The sequence below is a fragment of the Halorientalis brevis genome (genome assembly GCF_023077655.1).
The window spans coordinates 86,775-101,160 of sequence record NZ_JALLGV010000001.1 but is presented as its reverse complement, the minus strand read 5'-3'; the positions used below and the strand labels follow the sequence as shown (position 1 = coordinate 101,160).

Genomic DNA, 14,386 nt, shown 5'->3' with positions numbered 1-14,386 from the left:
CCGAGATTTGGTTGCAGAGATGAGAAAAGTAAAGGAATGACTTCTCTTACTGTTCGCATATGGATCTGAGCCTTACGCAGGAACAGCGACAGATCAAGGACATGGTGTCGGAGTTCGTCGACGAGGAGGTCAAACCGCGGGCCGCCGAAATCGACAAGAAAGACGAGTTCCCGTGGGACCTCGTCGACGAACTCGCGGAACTGGGTCTGATGGGAATGCCGTTCCCCGAAGAGTACGGTGGGGCCGGCCTCGACTATCACGCCTATCCGATGGCGCTCGAGGAGATCTCGCGGGGGTCGGGAGGTCTCGGCACCATCGTCGCCGCTCACATCAGTCTCGCGGGCAACATGCTCTACGAGTTCGGGAACGACGAGCAGAAAGAGGAGTACCTGACGCCGCTCGCGGAAGGGGACGACATCGGTGCGTTCGCGCTCTCCGAGGCGGGCGCCGGCTCCGACGTTCCCTCGATGGAGACGACTGCCGAGAAAGACGGTGACGAGTACGTGATCAACGGCAGTAAACTCTGGATCTCGAACGGCTCGGTCGCTGACACGGTCACCCTGTTCGCCAAGACCGACCCCGACGCCGGCAACAAGGGAATCTCCTCCTTTATCGTCCGCCCCGAAGAGGACGACGGCTTCATCGTCGAAGGCACGGAGGAGAAACTCGGTGACAAGGGCTGTCCCACGGCGGAACTGCGCTTCGACGAGATGCGCATTCCGGAGGATCGCCTGCTCGACGAGGAGGGCGCTGGCTTCGTCCACGCGCTGAAGACGCTCAACGGCGGCCGCATCACCATCGCCGCCCGCTCGATCGGGATCGCACAGGCCGCGCTCGACGAGGCCGCCAAATACGCCGGCGACCGCGAGCAGTTCGGCCAGCCCATCGGCGAGTTCCAGGCGATTCAGCACAAACTCGCCGACATGGACACGAAGATTCGCGCCGCCCGCCTGCTCATGCACGACGCGGCTGACAAGAAGATCCGCGGCGAGAACTTCATCAAGGAGGCTGCGCAGGCGAAGCTCTACGCCTCCGAAATCTCCCGCGAGGTCGCCAACGAGGGCATCCAGATCCACGGCGGCTACGGCTACACGAAGGACTTCCCCATGGAGCGGTTCTACCGCGACGCCAAGCTCAACGAGATCTACGAGGGTACCAGCGAAGTCCTGCGCAACACCATCGGCCAGCAACTCCTGGACTGAACGGTCTCACCCTTTCTGTTTGTACGCGCTTCACCCGACGAGTAGACCGAAGCCGACGAGTATCAACAACACGGCCTGCCACGTCGGCGTCGACGCCGCGATGCTCTCATCGCCCCCGATCCCCAGCGCGAAGATCCCCCAGACCATGGGCAGGCCCAGTACCATTTTCACGAGTGAGTTCACCCGACGATCGACCATGTACTGACTAGTAACTGAGGCGACAAAAGCACCAGGGGCGTTCGATCGACGCGAAAGATTGACTTAAAAAGTTGATTATCGAACCCACAGATTTCCTACAGCGCTCTCCCATGTCATGGGTAGACATGTCTGGAAAGACAGTGGTCGGACAGGGCGACGAACTTCCCGCACGGGACGACGCCGACGATGCGCCGACGCTCGCTGCGCTCGTCGACGATGCGCTCCGCGGCGCTGTCCCGGAGGCGATCGTGTATCGCGAGAACGACGGGACGCTCGAACAGCCGCGCGACGAGTGGCAGCGGTTCTCGTCTGTGGCGGAACTCCCGGAGCAACCGCTCGACGGGTGGGACGAACTGTACGTCTACACCGAGTCGTTCGTCTATCGGTGGGTCGGCGTCGGCTTCAACGCGGGCCCGGAGCGACTGCCGCGATCGCCCGACGTGCTTCCCGAGGCCTGACGCTGATTCGATCCCTCGCATCCCTTCTCTCCGCTCCCCGGACGGGAGTCGGAACGGTCTAAAGGGCGACCCGACTAGCGACTGTGATGTTGGCCATCTCCGAGCTGTTCCTCTCTTCGCCAGACCTCGTGCTGGCACCGACCATCGACGAGAACCCCGATGCGAGCGTCCGAATCGAGTCCCAACCGGCGATGGACCCGGACCAGCAGCGACTCTTCGTTCACGTCGAATCCACCGACTTCGAAGCGTTCGACGCCGCCCTCGAAACCGATCCCACCGTCGAAGAGCCGCTCACTCTCTCCGAGGGCGAGGAGTTCCGCATCTACCGGCTCACGCTGACTGACAAGGTGACGATCGTCTCCCCGCGCGTCGCCGAACTCGGTGGGATGGTGCTGGAAATGCGGAGTCGGAATCGCGGCTGGCAGGTCAAACTGCAGGTCCCCGACCGCGAAACGCTGGCGGCCTTCCGGGACTTCTGTGTCACACACGACATCGAGTACACGCTGGAACGGCTCTATCAGACCGAGCCGAACCGCGAGACGGACGTGTACCTGCGAGAGAGCCAGCGGGAGACGCTGCTGACTGCCTTCGAGGCCGGATACTTCAAGGTGCCACGAGCGGTCAGTCAAGCTGATCTCGCGGCGGAACTCGGCATCTCGGACTCGGCAGTCTCACAGCGGGTCCGCCGTGCCGTGGACACGCTGATCGCTAACACCATCGCTAAGGACTCCGCTCTTCGGGACGACCTGTGACACCACTGGGTCACTGCATCTGATCGCTGGCTGACTTGCACACACAGGCCGTGTCGTTTTCCGGATAGCAGGCCAATTCCTGTCACTCATGGTTGATATCATGGGGCACGTAGCGATGGGGCTCCTGTGGGCCCTTCCGGCGTGGTTCATCTGGAAGAAGCGAGTTGCGCTCGCGTTCGTCGGCGTGGTCGTCCCGACGGCGCTCCTCCCCGACGTTGACCTCTGGCTACACAGACTGTTCCCGGCGATGGTCCATCATCACGGCGTCACCCACACCGTCGTCTTCGTCGCAGGGCTGAGTGTCGTCTTCGGTGGCATCGTCGCTGCTCTGTTTACCGACCCGATCGACCGCTGGTTGCAGAGCGAACGGTTTACCTCCGGTAAGCTGTTCGGGTTCGCACTCGTCGCGTTCCTGCTCGGTGGCTTGAGCCACCTGTTCGCAGACATGCTCTCGGCGCCGGACATCGCAACGCCGATCGAGCCATTCTGGCCGTTCTTCGACAAGCCGTGGGCCGTCGACGTGATCTGGTACAACTCCCCGGTGTGGAACGCTGGGCTCCTGGCCGTTGCCGTGCTCCTCCACGTCGTCGTCGCAACCGTCACAGACCCGACCGACCATTCGTACCGACTTACGGACGTGTAGGCGGACGGGTCAGCACCGGCTGACACGCCAGCGTTACCAGTTTAAAGGATTGCATATCGAACCCAATCACTTCCGGAGTCGTAGTCCATCGAGAGACATAGTCATGGAGATCCGGACTCGCGAGTCGGCATCGAACGAGCGGGTCGGTACGGACGGCGAGTCGCGGTCCGTCCGGCGACTCGTCACGGACGCACTCGGGAACGAACAGTTCGTCGCCGGGTTTCATCGGGTCACCGAGGGGACGCCGCGCCATCCCGAGACGCATCGGGTGCGGTACGACAACCTCGGCGACCTTCCGACGGCGCCGCGGGACGACGATCCCGTCTGGGAAGAACTGGTCGTCTATTCGACGTCACACGTGTATCGATGGAAGGGGTCGCTGTTCGACGCGGACCCGACTCGTCTGCCCCGATCACCGGGCGACGTGCAACGACAGGGATAGGAGGCGGTGATCCATGAGCGATCCATTCGACATCGATTTGCCGACCGGGTGGGACGTGACGACCGAACCGGATCGCGTCGCCTATCACTCCCCGACAGACGACGTGACGGTCGCAGTCGCGGCCGCCGTCCAGGGGATTCGTCTCCACTATCGAATCGAGTGTGACTGCTCGTCGAACGTCGAGCGCGAGTTCGAGCCGACCGTCTACACCGACGAGTCCACGGCGGCCGCGAAGGCCGAAGAACTGATCGAACGACTGAGTTGAGCGCGGTGTTCCGTGCCGTCAGTTTTCGAGCGTGTCGCGCATCCACTCGTAGTGGGTCTGTAGTCTGCGGTGTCCCGCGTCGGTCAGTGTGTACACGTCAGTGAGCCCCTCGGTCCGAGACTCGACGAAGCCCTTCCGTTCGAGGTCTTCGAGCGAGCCGTAGAACCGTTTGGGCTCGATGCGGCTGTCGTAGTGGCGTTCGAGGCGCGTCTTGAGTTTTTGGGCGGGAATGGCCGCGTCGTCTGCGCCCGCGATGAGCACACAGATGTCGCGGCGGGTCCCGCTCTGGAGCCACCGGCTCATGTCCGAACGACGACACCGCGCCGATACGGGTCTTTCTATTCGACGCTCCGCTAACTGCTCACCGACTGCGGTGCGTCGCAGTCAGGTGCGCCAGCATTTCGTCGACCAGACCCGCGCGGTACGTCCAGAAGCCGCTGTAGACGTTCTCTCCCACTTCCTGTGCGAGCAAGCCGCACTTCTCCCGGTCGTCTCCGTCGCCGTCGAAGAGGACGAACCACGAGCGCGCGATCTCGTCGCTGTCGATCCCGTGGACGTTCACGTCGATGGCGTCGGAGACGGCAGCGTCGGACACGCCGTACACGTGCGTCTCGACCTCACTCTCGCCGAGTTTCCGGTAGATGCGGTGCTGGCTCTCGACGAGGGAGAGGCGCTGGAACCCCGTGTGGAGTTGGCCGTCGCCCACGTCCCAGGCCCGCTTTTCGATCTCCCGGGAGGCGATAATCATCCGTCGCTTCCCGAACTCCGAGAACGTCGTGTCGTCGACGTGTCGGAGCACGTCTGGATACTCGAACTCGCCCAGTTCCGTCGCCGTGTGGAGCCCCGTCTCGATGTCGACGTGCGAGTACACGTCGCGGAAGTCCGAGGCGGCGACGAACTCGCCGTCGTCGTGAAGGACCACGAAGTTCGTCGGCCGCCCCTTCTCGGACGTGTCGCTGACGAAGCGGACCTGCTGGGGTTCGAGATAGTTCGCCACCTGTTCGACGGCCCTCGGTGGTGCGTCGACGTTGAACAGGGTTATCGTGTTTCGCGACCCGTTGACAGAGTCGATGATCTCCCGGAAACTCATCGCCCACTAAACCTGTAGGCGTCGCGCTAATAAAAACGCGCCCGGACTCGGCAGTCGTCCCGCCGGAGGTCCCACGGCCGGTCACGGGCGCTCGGCACCGACGTCCTCGTCGGCCGGCCCCTGTCCGTCGAAGGTCGCCACGAACTCGTCCAGTCGAGCGGGGTCGTCAGCGGCCGGGAGCCGCTCGTCGGCCGTGCGACACTCCGCATCGACGGCGAGCCGGTCACAGACCAGATCGGCTGTCACCTCGGCCATCGCCCGGTAGGTAGTTAGCTTTCCGCCGACGATACTCGCCGCGTTCTCGACGCCGTCTGTCGCGTGGTCGAGGCAGACGTAGCCGCGTGAGATTCCCCGTCCCTCGCGGTCGGCTTCCGCTGGTTCGTACAGCGGGCGAACGCCCCACCACGAGCGACGTGGGTCCGCATCCGTGACGCCCGGAAGCAGCTTCGCACACTCGTCGAACACCGTCTCGATTTCCCACTCGTCTCGACGGAAGTCGTCGGGATCGTCGACCGGAACGCTCGTCGTGCCGAGGACGACCTCGCTCTCGTGCGGGACGATGATGTCGCCGTCGGCTGGCGGCCGACACCTGTTCAACACCGGTCCGAGACCCTCGTACTCGACTGCGATCATGAGTCCCTTCGTCGGCCGCATCTCCACCGTGAGTCCAGCCATCCGGGCGACGGAGCCCGCCCATGCCCCCGCCGCGTTCACGACGTATTCCGGCGCAACCGTCTCGTCGACGTTCCCGCCGACGGCGACTCCCGTGATCTGTCCGCCCTCGATGTCGATCCGTTGGACGGGCGCCCCGGTCAGTATCGTGGCACCGTGCCTGCGCGCGTCCTCCGCGTTCGCGGCGACCAGTCGCGACGGGTAGATCACCCCGTCGGGAACCCTGAGCACTCGCTCTGCGGCTTCCGCGAGCCCCGGAACGTCCTCACGGGCCGCTGCACTGTCTACGACTTCGGTCGGAATCCCGAGGTCCTCACAGGCGGCTCGCTTCTCGGCGAAGTACGCCGGATCGTCCTCGGCGAGTTGGACGAAAAAGCCGCCAGTGTCCCGCACGCACGCGCCGGCGATCTGTTTGAGTATGCGAGTCTCCTCGATGCACTCGACTGCACCCGCGCGGTCCGACTCCGCGTAGCGGGCGCCGCTGTGCAAGAGGCCGTGGGTGCGACCGGTGGTGCCGGCCGAGAGCCCGCCGCGCTCGACGAGCGTGACGTCTAGCCCGCGGAGCGCAAGGTCGCGAGCGACGCCGGCCCCGGTGGCTCCGCCACCGACGACGAGTACGTCAGTCTGTCGCATACCTCGTGGTTCGGTGTCGACGGGAATGTGAATGACGGCGAGAGCGCCCCGATTGCTACCCGGTGACGGGCGGCTGTTGCTCGGGGAGTTCAGGCCGTTCGGCCAGCGTCACGTTCACCTGCCGGCGCTCGCCGTCGCGCACGACCGTCAGCGTCACGTTCTCACCGGCGCGAACGTGCGTGAACAGGTAACTCGTCAGCACTTCGCCGGAATCGACGTCCCGTCCGTCGACAGAGACGATGACGTCACCGCCGACGGGGACGCGCGTCCCGTTCACGAACGTGAACTGGGAGGCACCCCGGAGCTTGTCTGCCGCCGGCGTGCCCTGGACCGTCGAGACGACGTACGCGCCCTCCGAGACGGAGAAGTTGTTGGCCGCGACGAGGGGCGGGGTCACCTGCGTGGTCGAGACGCCGAGGAACCCGTGTTCGTACTCGCCGGTCCTGGTCAGCGTGGGAACGACGGCGTCGATGACCGTGCTCGGGACGGCGAACCCGATGTTCTCGGCCCCGGCGCTCGCGATACCGGCCGTATTGATCCCGACCACCTCGCCCTGACAGGTGACCAGCGGTCCACCGCTGTTCCCCGGACTGATCGGGGTGTCCGTCTGCACGACGCTCGGGATCGAAAAGCCGAACACCGTCGGGAGCGTCCGATTGACGCCGCTGATGATCCCGTGCGTAATCGTCTCCTCGAGGCCGAAGGGGTTTCCGAGCGCGGCGACCTTCTGCCCGTGTGGCGGCGTTTGTTCTGCCACTGCAAGCGCGTCTGCGTACCCCGGGGTCTGGTTGACCCGCACGACTGCGAGGTCCGCGAACACGTCGCTGCCGACGACGGTTCCGGCCACCGTTTGCCCCTGACTGAACCTGACGAGCACTTCCTCGGCGTCGCCGACCACGTGTGCGTTCGTGACGACGTAACTGCTGTCGTTCACGTCTCCCTTCCGGTAGACGAATCCCGACCCCTGTCCGATCGGCGTCTGGATCGACACGACGGAGTCGATCGTCTCGTCGTAGAGCGAGACGTAGTCGCAGCCGGCCTGCTGGGGTGTGGCCTGCCGACCAGTTGCGACCCCGGTCCCGACACCGGTGCTCGCGACTACCACGACCAGGAGAACGCCCCAAATTCGGCACTTCATGAGTATCCCACACGGGTCAGAAACGGTTAGCGGACTGCAATCGTTTTGTTGCTTTGGCGCGGTCAAATGTCTCCGTTCCCTGGTCTTACTGTCGATAACCTCGGCCAAACGGAACGCTGGCGAATTGCCGACGGGTCAGCGGTGGTGACAGACGGTCGGAGATCGACAGGTACGACCCCGTCCCCTCCATACGACCGGTCATGACCGACGCCGACGCCGAGCTAACCGCGGACGGTATCACGGCTCGCTACTACGAGACGGCCGAAGAGCGCGTGCTCAGTTTCGCGCGTGAGGGTGCGACCGCCGCCATCGCACAGAACGTCGATGGCTACGCCATGCTCAAGGTCCGTCCAGCGCCCGACGGGGACGAACTCGAACGCTACTACGGGTTCGACATGGCCCTCGATCACGCCGCCGAGCTGCTCGGCGTCGCCCCCCACGACCTCCCGATACCGGACCCCGCGGCGGACATGGGGATGTAATCCGATCGAAACCGCCCGACGGTGATTGAACGAGGTTCCACGAACCGAACCCATATCGCGTCTGATACCACTCGTCACCGGCAAACATAAATGCTGAAAGACCCCTACCGGTGAGTGATGTCAGACCCACGCGTAGCCGGCATCGGCCTCACCCACTTCGGCAAACATCCCGAGCGAACGGGACGTGATCTGTTCGCCGAAGCGGGGCTGGCCGCCCTCGACGACGCGGGCGTCGACCCCGACGACGTCGAGGAACTCTTCTATGGCAATTTCATGGGCGAACTGGCGGAACACCAGGGCCACCAGGGCCCGTTGATGGCCGAAGCCGTCGGCCTCGACGTTCCCGCGACGCGCTACGAATCCGCCTGTGCCTCGAGCGGCGTCGCCGTCCGCGAAGCCGTCAAGACGGTCCGCAACGGCGAATCCGACGTCGTCATGGTCGGTGGTGCCGAGCGAATGACCAACATCGGGACTGCCGGCGCGACGGACGCGCTCTCTATCGCGGCCGACGACCTCTACGAGATCCGCTCGGGGATGACGTTCCCCGGCGCGTACGCCCTGATGGCTCGCGCGTACTTCGAGGAGTACGGCGGCTCCCGCGAGGACCTCGCCGCGATCGCCGTCAAGAACCACGAGCACGCCCTCCCCAACGAGTACGCGCAGATGCGCCAGGAGATCACCGTCGAGGACGCGCTCGACGCCCCGACCATCGCCGACCCGCTCGGCCTGTACGACTCCTGTCCCATCACCGATGGCGCGAGCGCCGCCATCATCGCCAGCGAGGAGTACGCCGAGGAGAACGACCTCGACGCGTCCGTCGCCGTCACCGGCACCGGCCAGGGTGGCGACAAACTGGCACTGCAGGACCGCCAGTACCACGCCCGCGCACCGGCGACCGAGGCCGCCGCCGATGAGGCCTACGCCGACGCAGGCATCTCGTCGGACGACGTCGATTTCCTGGAAGTCCACGACTGCTTCACGATCGCCGAGGTCCTGGCGCTCGAAGGCCTCGGCCTCTACGAGTACGGCGAGGGTATCGGTGCGGCCGCCCGCGGTGAGACGACCCGCGAGGGCGACCTGCCGGTGAACCTCTCGGGCGGGCTGAAGGCGAAGGGGCACCCGGTCGGTGCGACCGGCGTCGCTCAGATCGTCTCGCTCACGAAACTGCTGGAGGGACGCCACCAGCGAGCCGACGCCGTCGAGGACGCGACGACCGCGCTGGCCCACAACGCGGGTGGCACGGTCGCGAGTGCAACTGTTCACGTTATGGAGGTGCGAGAATGACTGACGCACGAGACGGCGAGTACGACGACCTGCTCGACGCCATCGAAGACGGTGAGGGGTACTATCTGGAGTGTGAGAACGGCCACGGGTCGCTCCCGCCGCGACTGGCCTGTCCGCAGTGTGGCTCACAAGAACTCTCGGAGGAACCGCTCCCAGAGTCCGGCGAAATCTCGACCTACACCGTAGTGACAGTCCCAACGCCGCAGTTCGAGGACGACGCCCCCTACGTGACTGCGATCGCCGACTTCGGCCCGGTTTCGATCACCGGCCAGATCACGGACGTCGACCCCGAAGACGTCGAGACCGGTGACGTCGTCGGCATCGGCGTCAGCGAGACGGTTACCAACGAAGAGCGACTGATCGCCTTCGAACCGCGGTAATCAGTCGCCCGTCTCTCGTTTTCTTTCGCTGCTCTCTCTGAGTGACGTTCTGCTTCTCCGACGCGTGCAATTTCGAGATGGACGGCAATAACCGATGGGCCGAGGGCGATGGCGACGCTCACAGCACCGATACCAGCAAGGACGGCGATCAGCCTTCGGAGCGGTGGCCTGCTCTGTTGGCTACTCTCGCGTCGTCGCGTCCTCGCCGCCCACCTCTTCGATCTCGATGTCGGTCATCGCGCCGGGGAGGTTTTCCCCGCGGACGACCTGGCGGACGAACTGGTCCGGGTGTTCGACGTGGGGCTGGAGGTCCGCCTCGTCGAACACGACGAGGCGCGCGTTCGCGGCTTCTGCGAGCCGCTCGCCGCCTTCCAGGGGCGTGGTCTTGGCCTGACGGCCCCAGACGAGCGTCACGGGCGCGTGCACGTTCGAGAGGACGGCCCCCAGGTCGACGTCCGGGTCCAGGAAGCCGGCGATGAACGAGGCGGGGGCGAATCGGCTCCCGGGCTGGTGGGCAGTTTGCCACTGGTACTCGACGAGGTCGTCGGTGATGTTGTCGGCGTCGTAGTAGCCGTGGTCGGCGTTGAAGTACCGGATGGAGCGCTTGCTCGTGATGACGTTGAACAGCGCCTCGCCGACGACCGGCGCGCGCAACAGCGAACGGAGCCAGACGCGACGCCCCGGCATCGTCTCCGCAGTCGGGCAGATCAACACGAGTTCGTCGACGGCGACGCTCTGGGCGGCGACCGCTGCGTACGCGCCCGAGAGCGACGAAGCCAGCACTCGGGGTTCGTCGGCCATCTCCGAAAGGAAGTCCTCGACGAAGGTGCTGTACAGCGACCCGGAGTACAGCAGTGGTGGGCGATCCGACCGGCCGAAGCCAGGGAGGTCGGGCGCGATGACGTGATACTCCTCGGCGAGCGCGTCGAAGACGCCGCGGAACTCGTGGCTGCTTCCCGACGCGTTCACGCCGTGGAGACACACCAGGTCGGGGGCGTCGGGATCGCCGGCCTCGGTGTAGCCGACGTCGAACCCGCGCCAGCGGTAGGTGCCCTGTTTGCCGTCGAGCGGCGGTTCCAACTCGCTGGCTCGCATGCCCAGTAGTCTGTTGACCCCCGCGGTCAGCCCGATACCCCCACCGATCCCTGCGACGAGCTTACGGAGCTTCATGTCTCGACCAACGGCAGACAAGCGCTTATACGTGGTGACTGATCAGGGACGCTGACGTTTTTCAGTAGCTGAGTGAGGCTCGAGGGAGCGCTCCAGTGCGCTCGAACCTATCAGGTGTCCCAGACCGTGCGGACGGCGACGGCCAGTGAGACGACGAACCAGGAGAGCAGTCCGAACACGTTCGTCGCCGGAGAGCCAGCGGCCGCGCCCCGCGTGAACGCTTCGCCGACGGCGAGCGTCAACACCAGGCCCCGGTACGCGCTGTTCGGGCTGAACGCGAGCAGCGGTTCAACCTGGCCCGGCGAGATGATGCCGCCGGAGAGCGCGGCGACGATGGACGCGTCGAAGCCGATGACGAGCGAGATGAACAGGATCGAGACCAGGGCGAGCGCCTCTCGCGTCGAGCGCGCGACGGCGGAGACAGCGGTCGCGATGGCGAGCGTCACGACGCCGAACCCCGCAGTCAGCGTGACGAACCGGAGGTAGATCGCCGGCGTGTCGATGGTCTCGTGGGCCGCGATGACCGTCACCTGCTCGGTCGGGGTGAAGGCCACGAGTGCGCCGGCGATCAGCAGCGGTGCCAGGACGACGGAGAGGAAGCCCGCGAGGCGGCCGAGGTAGACGCCGGCCACGAACGTGGGGCGTGAGATCGGATACGTGCGGATCGTTTCGAGTTCGCCGCGCTCCGCGTCGGCCATGATCGCCCGGTAGCCGAAGGCAAAGGCGAGGATGGGGACGAGCACTTCGGCCGGTCGCATGAGATCGAGCGTGAGGGGGAGATAGCCGCTGGTTCCGGCCCCTACGACGAGGCCGAGTAGGACGACGAGATACCCGAGCGCGAGGACGGCGATGGTTTTGGTCCGGAGGAGCGTCTCGAACTCGCGCTGGGCGAAAACCGCCGTCGTCCGCGCCGCCTTGCGCGCGTTCATGCGTCTCCCCCCTCGCCGTTTGCGCGCGGTGACTGCGCCGTTCGCGTCGCGACTTCGTCGCCCTCGTGGCTGACTAGCGCCGACATCGCTTCTTCGAGGTCGCTCGCCCCCGTGTCGGCGAGCAACTCGTTGGGCGCTCCCGTCGCCGCGACGTGTCCGCGGTCGATGAGGACTGTGTCGTCGGCGATGCGCGAGACCGCCCCGAGGTCGTGCGTGGCGACGATGACCGCTGCGCCCTCGTCGGCCAACTCGGCGATCGTCTCCGTGATGTGGTGGCTCATCATCGGGTCCAGGCCGCTGGAGGGCTCGTCGAGCACGAGCAACCCGGGATCGCCGATGGTCGCCTGCGCGATGCCGAGCAGGCGCGTCATCCCGCCGGACAGCGCCTCGACGCGACGGTCGCGGACGCCGCCGAGCCCCACTCGCTCCATGGCCGAGTCCGAATCGACGTCCTCGCCGACGAGGTCGGCGTAGAACGACAGCGTCTCGCGGACGGAGAACTGCGAGCGGAAGGCCGGTGCCTGCGCGAGATAGCCGACGGGGCGCGCGCCGGTCGTCGGCCTGGTCACGGTCCCGGAATCGGGCTGGAGCAGTCCGGTGATGACGCGCAAGAGCGTGGTCTTGCCGGACCCGTTCGGGCCGATGAGACAGGTGACTGTCCCGGGGTCGACCCCGAACGAGACGTCCTCGATGACGGTGAGGTCGCCGAAACTGACGGTGACTGCTTCCACGTCGAGTCCAACTGTGTCTGTCATGGGTGTGTTGCGTTCAGTTTGGCGAGCGTCTGGGGATGGGTCGGCTCCACGAGCGGCGCGTTGTCGACGATGCCGCTCTCCCGAAGGCCGGGGACGGCGTCCTGCAGGGTCCGGAGCATACCGACCGCGGGCGATTCCCGGAGGGTGAGTACGCCGTCGGCTTCCAGCAGGGCGCCTTCGATGTCTCCCGTCGGATGGTGGGCGGTGTCGAGCGTGCCGTCGCCGTCCTCGTCACGACCCGGGAGCGGTCCCCAGTAGTTGCCCCGCTCGTCGGTCCAGATGCGAACTGGGCCGCGGACTGCACCGACCTGGACCTCGTTGTCGACGATGTCGTTTTCGATCACCTCGTTCGAGGGCATCAGCGTGTCCGCTCTGATGCCGAGGCCGTTCCGGACGACGACGTTTTCCCTGGCCAGCGACCGGGTCGCCCCGATCGAGATGCCGATCTCGTTGTTCACGGCGACGTTGTCGACGATGAACGAGGAGGTGCCGGCGACCGAGAGGCCGATGTCGCTCCGGCGAACGTCGTTTCCGAGCAGGACGTTGCCCCGCGGCCGAGTCATGACGATGACGCCCGCGTTCGTCTCTCGCATGGTGTTGTTCGCGACGAGCGCACCGGAGGTGTACATCTCGTGGACGCCGTACCGCAGGTCCACCATCCGGCTGTCCCTGACGACGATCCCTTCAGCGCGATGGGTGTAGACGCCGTCGCGACCGCCGTGGATTGAGGTGTTCTGGACGACGACTGGATCGTACATCGCCAGGACGCCCATGAACCCGTCGGCCCATTCCTCGCTCCCTCGGACGGTCGTGTCACGAACGACAGTGCCGGGACTGTTGCGCATGATGACGCCCGTCGCCTGGGTGTCGACGTGAACGCCCGAGACGAGCGACCCGGTCGCGTTGTCGAACCGGATCGCCGAGTCGCCGCTGCCGTAGGCCACCCGGATGCGGGCGTCCCACTCGTCGTCGCCAACGTCGGCGATCGATCGGGAGCCGTTGGGCCCAACGCCCGAAATCTGCAGGTCGGTGACCGCCGATCGCGGCGCCCGGAAGTTCAGGACGGTCCCGGTCCCCGGTCCCTCGACGTGGGTCTCGTTGCCGACCCCGGAGATCGTCACCGGCTTCCGAACCGTTAGATTGGCGTCGTAGGTGCCGGCCGGCAGTTCGACGGTCGTGTTGGGCGGCGCCTGCTCGATCGCCGCGGCGAGGGTCGGCGCGTCCTCGCCCACGACGACCGAAACCGGCCGATCGTCGAGCGTCTCGGTCTCGCTGACCTGTTCGTCGGCCCACGCCGTGCGGTTCGTCACGATGGCGTCGAGTCGCTGTTCGGCGTCCGCACCCTGGCGGCCGGTCCGACTCAGGAGTTCGTTCCAGCCGACGACCGTCCCGCCGTACTCGCTCGCGAACGACTGCGCAGCCGCTTCCGATCCGAAGGGGACGACCGCGGCACCGCCGGGCGTCCGCGCCCGGCTGTCGACGACGAAATGCGCGTTGCGCGCCGACACCCACCCGACGTCGATCTCGTTCCGGGCGACGAGATAGTCGTCGCTCGTCAGCGCCGGGTCCGCGTTCGCGTAATCGGTCACGAACACGGCTAACGGCCGGCCGAACTGCTGATTCGTTCCCCTCTCACTGAGGTGGTCGGCGGCCTGGCCGACGCCGTAGTAGCCGATGACGTACTGGTACTGCGAGTAGAACACCTCGGCTTGCGGAATGCTGTAGCCCTCGTCCTGGGCTTCCTGCACGTCGACGCCCGTCAGGCCGAGCGTCAGCGTCTCGTCGAACGACACCGGTGAGACGCGCTGGTCGAGGGTCGGCGTGACGGCGAACCCGGTCGCCATCACCACCAGCACAGCCAGCAGGCCACCGAGGACGTACTTCACGTACATC

18 protein-coding genes are annotated in these 14,386 nt (G+C 65.8%); 9 read left to right on the top strand and 9 right to left on the bottom strand.

Annotation, left to right across the window (positions count from 1 at the left end):
* Positions 1–59: 59 nt before the first annotated feature.
* A complete protein-coding gene (locus tag MU553_RS00555; protein WP_247373123.1) occupies positions 60–1,202 on the top strand; it encodes an acyl-CoA dehydrogenase in 1,143 nt (380 codons plus the stop codon).
* Positions 1,203–1,232: 30 nt separating this feature from the next.
* Here MU553_RS00555 and MU553_RS00550 read toward each other — a convergent pair whose 3' ends face one another.
* Positions 1,233–1,400: a hypothetical protein gene (locus MU553_RS00550; RefSeq protein ID WP_247373121.1), complete on the bottom strand. Its 168-nt coding sequence runs from the start codon at positions 1,398–1,400 to the stop codon at positions 1,233–1,235.
* A 125-nt stretch (positions 1,401–1,525) separates the two neighbouring features.
* Between MU553_RS00550 and MU553_RS00545 the strand changes: the two genes are divergently transcribed.
* From MU553_RS00545 to MU553_RS00525, 5 genes are all read left to right on the top strand, one after another.
* The gene (locus MU553_RS00545) at positions 1,526–1,858 is read left to right on the top strand and encodes a hypothetical protein (protein WP_247373119.1); all 333 of its coding nucleotides are present in this window, start codon (positions 1,526–1,528) and stop codon (positions 1,856–1,858) included.
* Positions 1,859–1,944: 86 nt separating this feature from the next.
* A complete protein-coding gene (locus tag MU553_RS00540) occupies positions 1,945–2,610 on the top strand; it encodes a helix-turn-helix domain-containing protein (RefSeq protein ID WP_247373116.1) in 666 nt (221 codons plus the stop codon).
* An 88-nt stretch (positions 2,611–2,698) separates the two neighbouring features.
* On the top strand, positions 2,699–3,253 hold the full coding sequence (locus MU553_RS00535; RefSeq protein ID WP_247373114.1) for a metal-dependent hydrolase: 555 nt from the start codon (positions 2,699–2,701) through the stop codon (positions 3,251–3,253).
* A gap of 103 nt (positions 3,254–3,356) precedes the next feature.
* A complete protein-coding gene (locus MU553_RS00530; RefSeq protein WP_247373112.1) occupies positions 3,357–3,695 on the top strand; it encodes a hypothetical protein in 339 nt (112 codons plus the stop codon).
* Between the two features lie 13 nt (positions 3,696–3,708).
* On the top strand, positions 3,709–3,960 hold the full coding sequence (locus MU553_RS00525; protein WP_247373099.1) for a hypothetical protein: 252 nt from the start codon (positions 3,709–3,711) through the stop codon (positions 3,958–3,960).
* Positions 3,961–3,978: 18 nt separating this feature from the next.
* Here MU553_RS00525 and MU553_RS00520 read toward each other — a convergent pair whose 3' ends face one another.
* The 4 genes from MU553_RS00520 to MU553_RS00505 form a co-directional block, all read right to left on the bottom strand.
* Positions 3,979–4,263: a PadR family transcriptional regulator gene (locus MU553_RS00520; RefSeq protein ID WP_247373097.1), complete on the bottom strand. Its 285-nt coding sequence runs from the start codon at positions 4,261–4,263 to the stop codon at positions 3,979–3,981.
* Positions 4,264–4,321: 58 nt separating this feature from the next.
* Positions 4,322–5,050, bottom strand: coding sequence for a DICT sensory domain-containing protein (locus tag MU553_RS00515; protein ID WP_247373095.1), 729 nt, complete (start codon positions 5,048–5,050; stop codon positions 4,322–4,324).
* Between the two features lie 81 nt (positions 5,051–5,131).
* On the bottom strand, positions 5,132–6,355 hold the full coding sequence (locus MU553_RS00510) for an FAD-dependent oxidoreductase (RefSeq protein WP_247373093.1): 1,224 nt from the start codon (positions 6,353–6,355) through the stop codon (positions 5,132–5,134).
* A 55-nt stretch (positions 6,356–6,410) separates the two neighbouring features.
* Positions 6,411–7,493, bottom strand: coding sequence for a S1C family serine protease (locus tag MU553_RS00505; protein ID WP_247373091.1), 1,083 nt, complete (start codon positions 7,491–7,493; stop codon positions 6,411–6,413).
* A gap of 200 nt (positions 7,494–7,693) precedes the next feature.
* Here MU553_RS00505 and MU553_RS00500 point away from each other — a divergent pair, with 200 nt between their 5' ends.
* From MU553_RS00500 to MU553_RS00490, 3 genes are all read left to right on the top strand, one after another.
* On the top strand, positions 7,694–7,975 hold the full coding sequence (locus MU553_RS00500) for a DUF7111 family protein (protein ID WP_247373089.1): 282 nt from the start codon (positions 7,694–7,696) through the stop codon (positions 7,973–7,975).
* A gap of 117 nt (positions 7,976–8,092) precedes the next feature.
* Positions 8,093–9,259: a thiolase domain-containing protein gene (locus tag MU553_RS00495; RefSeq protein ID WP_247373086.1), complete on the top strand. Its 1,167-nt coding sequence runs from the start codon at positions 8,093–8,095 to the stop codon at positions 9,257–9,259.
* Entirely contained in the window at positions 9,256–9,639 is a 384-nt protein-coding gene (locus MU553_RS00490) for a Zn-ribbon domain-containing OB-fold protein (protein WP_247373084.1), read from the top strand. Before MU553_RS00495 ends, MU553_RS00490 begins: the two co-directional genes overlap by 4 nt.
* A gap of 180 nt (positions 9,640–9,819) precedes the next feature.
* Here the strand turns inward: MU553_RS00490 and MU553_RS00485 are convergent, their stop codons facing one another.
* From MU553_RS00485 to MU553_RS00470, 4 genes are all read right to left on the bottom strand, one after another.
* Positions 9,820–10,809, bottom strand: a complete 990-nt coding sequence (locus tag MU553_RS00485; RefSeq protein ID WP_247373072.1) for an alpha/beta fold hydrolase — start codon at positions 10,807–10,809, stop codon at positions 9,820–9,822.
* A gap of 110 nt (positions 10,810–10,919) precedes the next feature.
* Positions 10,920–11,738 carry an ABC transporter permease subunit gene (locus tag MU553_RS00480; protein ID WP_247373070.1) on the bottom strand — a complete coding sequence of 273 codons (819 nt, stop codon included), beginning with the start codon at positions 11,736–11,738 and terminating at the stop codon, positions 10,920–10,922.
* A complete protein-coding gene (locus MU553_RS00475) occupies positions 11,735–12,493 on the bottom strand; it encodes an ABC transporter ATP-binding protein (protein ID WP_247373068.1) in 759 nt (252 codons plus the stop codon). The genes MU553_RS00480 and MU553_RS00475 overlap by 4 nt, the downstream gene beginning before the upstream one ends.
* Positions 12,490–14,385 carry a NosD domain-containing protein gene (locus MU553_RS00470; RefSeq protein WP_247373066.1) on the bottom strand — a complete coding sequence of 632 codons (1,896 nt, stop codon included), beginning with the start codon at positions 14,383–14,385 and terminating at the stop codon, positions 12,490–12,492. Before MU553_RS00470 ends, MU553_RS00475 begins: the two co-directional genes overlap by 4 nt.
* Position 14,386 lies beyond the last annotated feature (1 nt).

Bases quoted from the DNA above. Each gene is read 5' to 3' on its own strand.
- MU553_RS00530 (WP_247373112.1), top strand. From the start codon at position 3,357: ATGGAGATCCGGACTCGCGAGTCGGCATCGAACGAGCGGGTCGGTACG.
- MU553_RS00540 (WP_247373116.1), top strand. From the start codon at position 1,945: ATGTTGGCCATCTCCGAGCTGTTCCTCTCTTCGCCAGACCTCGTGCTG.
- MU553_RS00475 (WP_247373068.1), bottom strand. From the start codon at position 12,493: ATGACAGACACAGTTGGACTCGACGTGGAAGCAGTCACCGTCAGTTTC.
- MU553_RS00485 (WP_247373072.1), bottom strand. From the start codon at position 10,809: ATGAAGCTCCGTAAGCTCGTCGCAGGGATCGGTGGGGGTATCGGGCTG.
- MU553_RS00535 (WP_247373114.1), top strand. From the start codon at position 2,699: ATGGTTGATATCATGGGGCACGTAGCGATGGGGCTCCTGTGGGCCCTT.
- MU553_RS00500 (WP_247373089.1), top strand. From the start codon at position 7,694: ATGACCGACGCCGACGCCGAGCTAACCGCGGACGGTATCACGGCTCGC.
- MU553_RS00510 (WP_247373093.1), bottom strand. From the start codon at position 6,355: ATGCGACAGACTGACGTACTCGTCGTCGGTGGCGGAGCCACCGGGGCC.
- MU553_RS00545 (WP_247373119.1), top strand. From the start codon at position 1,526: ATGTCTGGAAAGACAGTGGTCGGACAGGGCGACGAACTTCCCGCACGG.
- MU553_RS00520 (WP_247373097.1), bottom strand. From the start codon at position 4,263: ATGAGCCGGTGGCTCCAGAGCGGGACCCGCCGCGACATCTGTGTGCTC.
- MU553_RS00495 (WP_247373086.1), top strand. From the start codon at position 8,093: ATGTCAGACCCACGCGTAGCCGGCATCGGCCTCACCCACTTCGGCAAA.
- MU553_RS00480 (WP_247373070.1), bottom strand. From the start codon at position 11,738: ATGAACGCGCGCAAGGCGGCGCGGACGACGGCGGTTTTCGCCCAGCGC.
- MU553_RS00555 (WP_247373123.1), top strand. From the start codon at position 60: ATGGATCTGAGCCTTACGCAGGAACAGCGACAGATCAAGGACATGGTG.
- MU553_RS00505 (WP_247373091.1), bottom strand. From the start codon at position 7,493: ATGAAGTGCCGAATTTGGGGCGTTCTCCTGGTCGTGGTAGTCGCGAGC.
- MU553_RS00490 (WP_247373084.1), top strand. From the start codon at position 9,256: ATGACTGACGCACGAGACGGCGAGTACGACGACCTGCTCGACGCCATC.
- MU553_RS00470 (WP_247373066.1), bottom strand. From the start codon at position 14,385: ATGTACGTGAAGTACGTCCTCGGTGGCCTGCTGGCTGTGCTGGTGGTG.
- MU553_RS00515 (WP_247373095.1), bottom strand. From the start codon at position 5,050: ATGAGTTTCCGGGAGATCATCGACTCTGTCAACGGGTCGCGAAACACG.
- MU553_RS00550 (WP_247373121.1), bottom strand. From the start codon at position 1,400: ATGGTCGATCGTCGGGTGAACTCACTCGTGAAAATGGTACTGGGCCTG.
- MU553_RS00525 (WP_247373099.1), top strand. From the start codon at position 3,709: ATGAGCGATCCATTCGACATCGATTTGCCGACCGGGTGGGACGTGACG.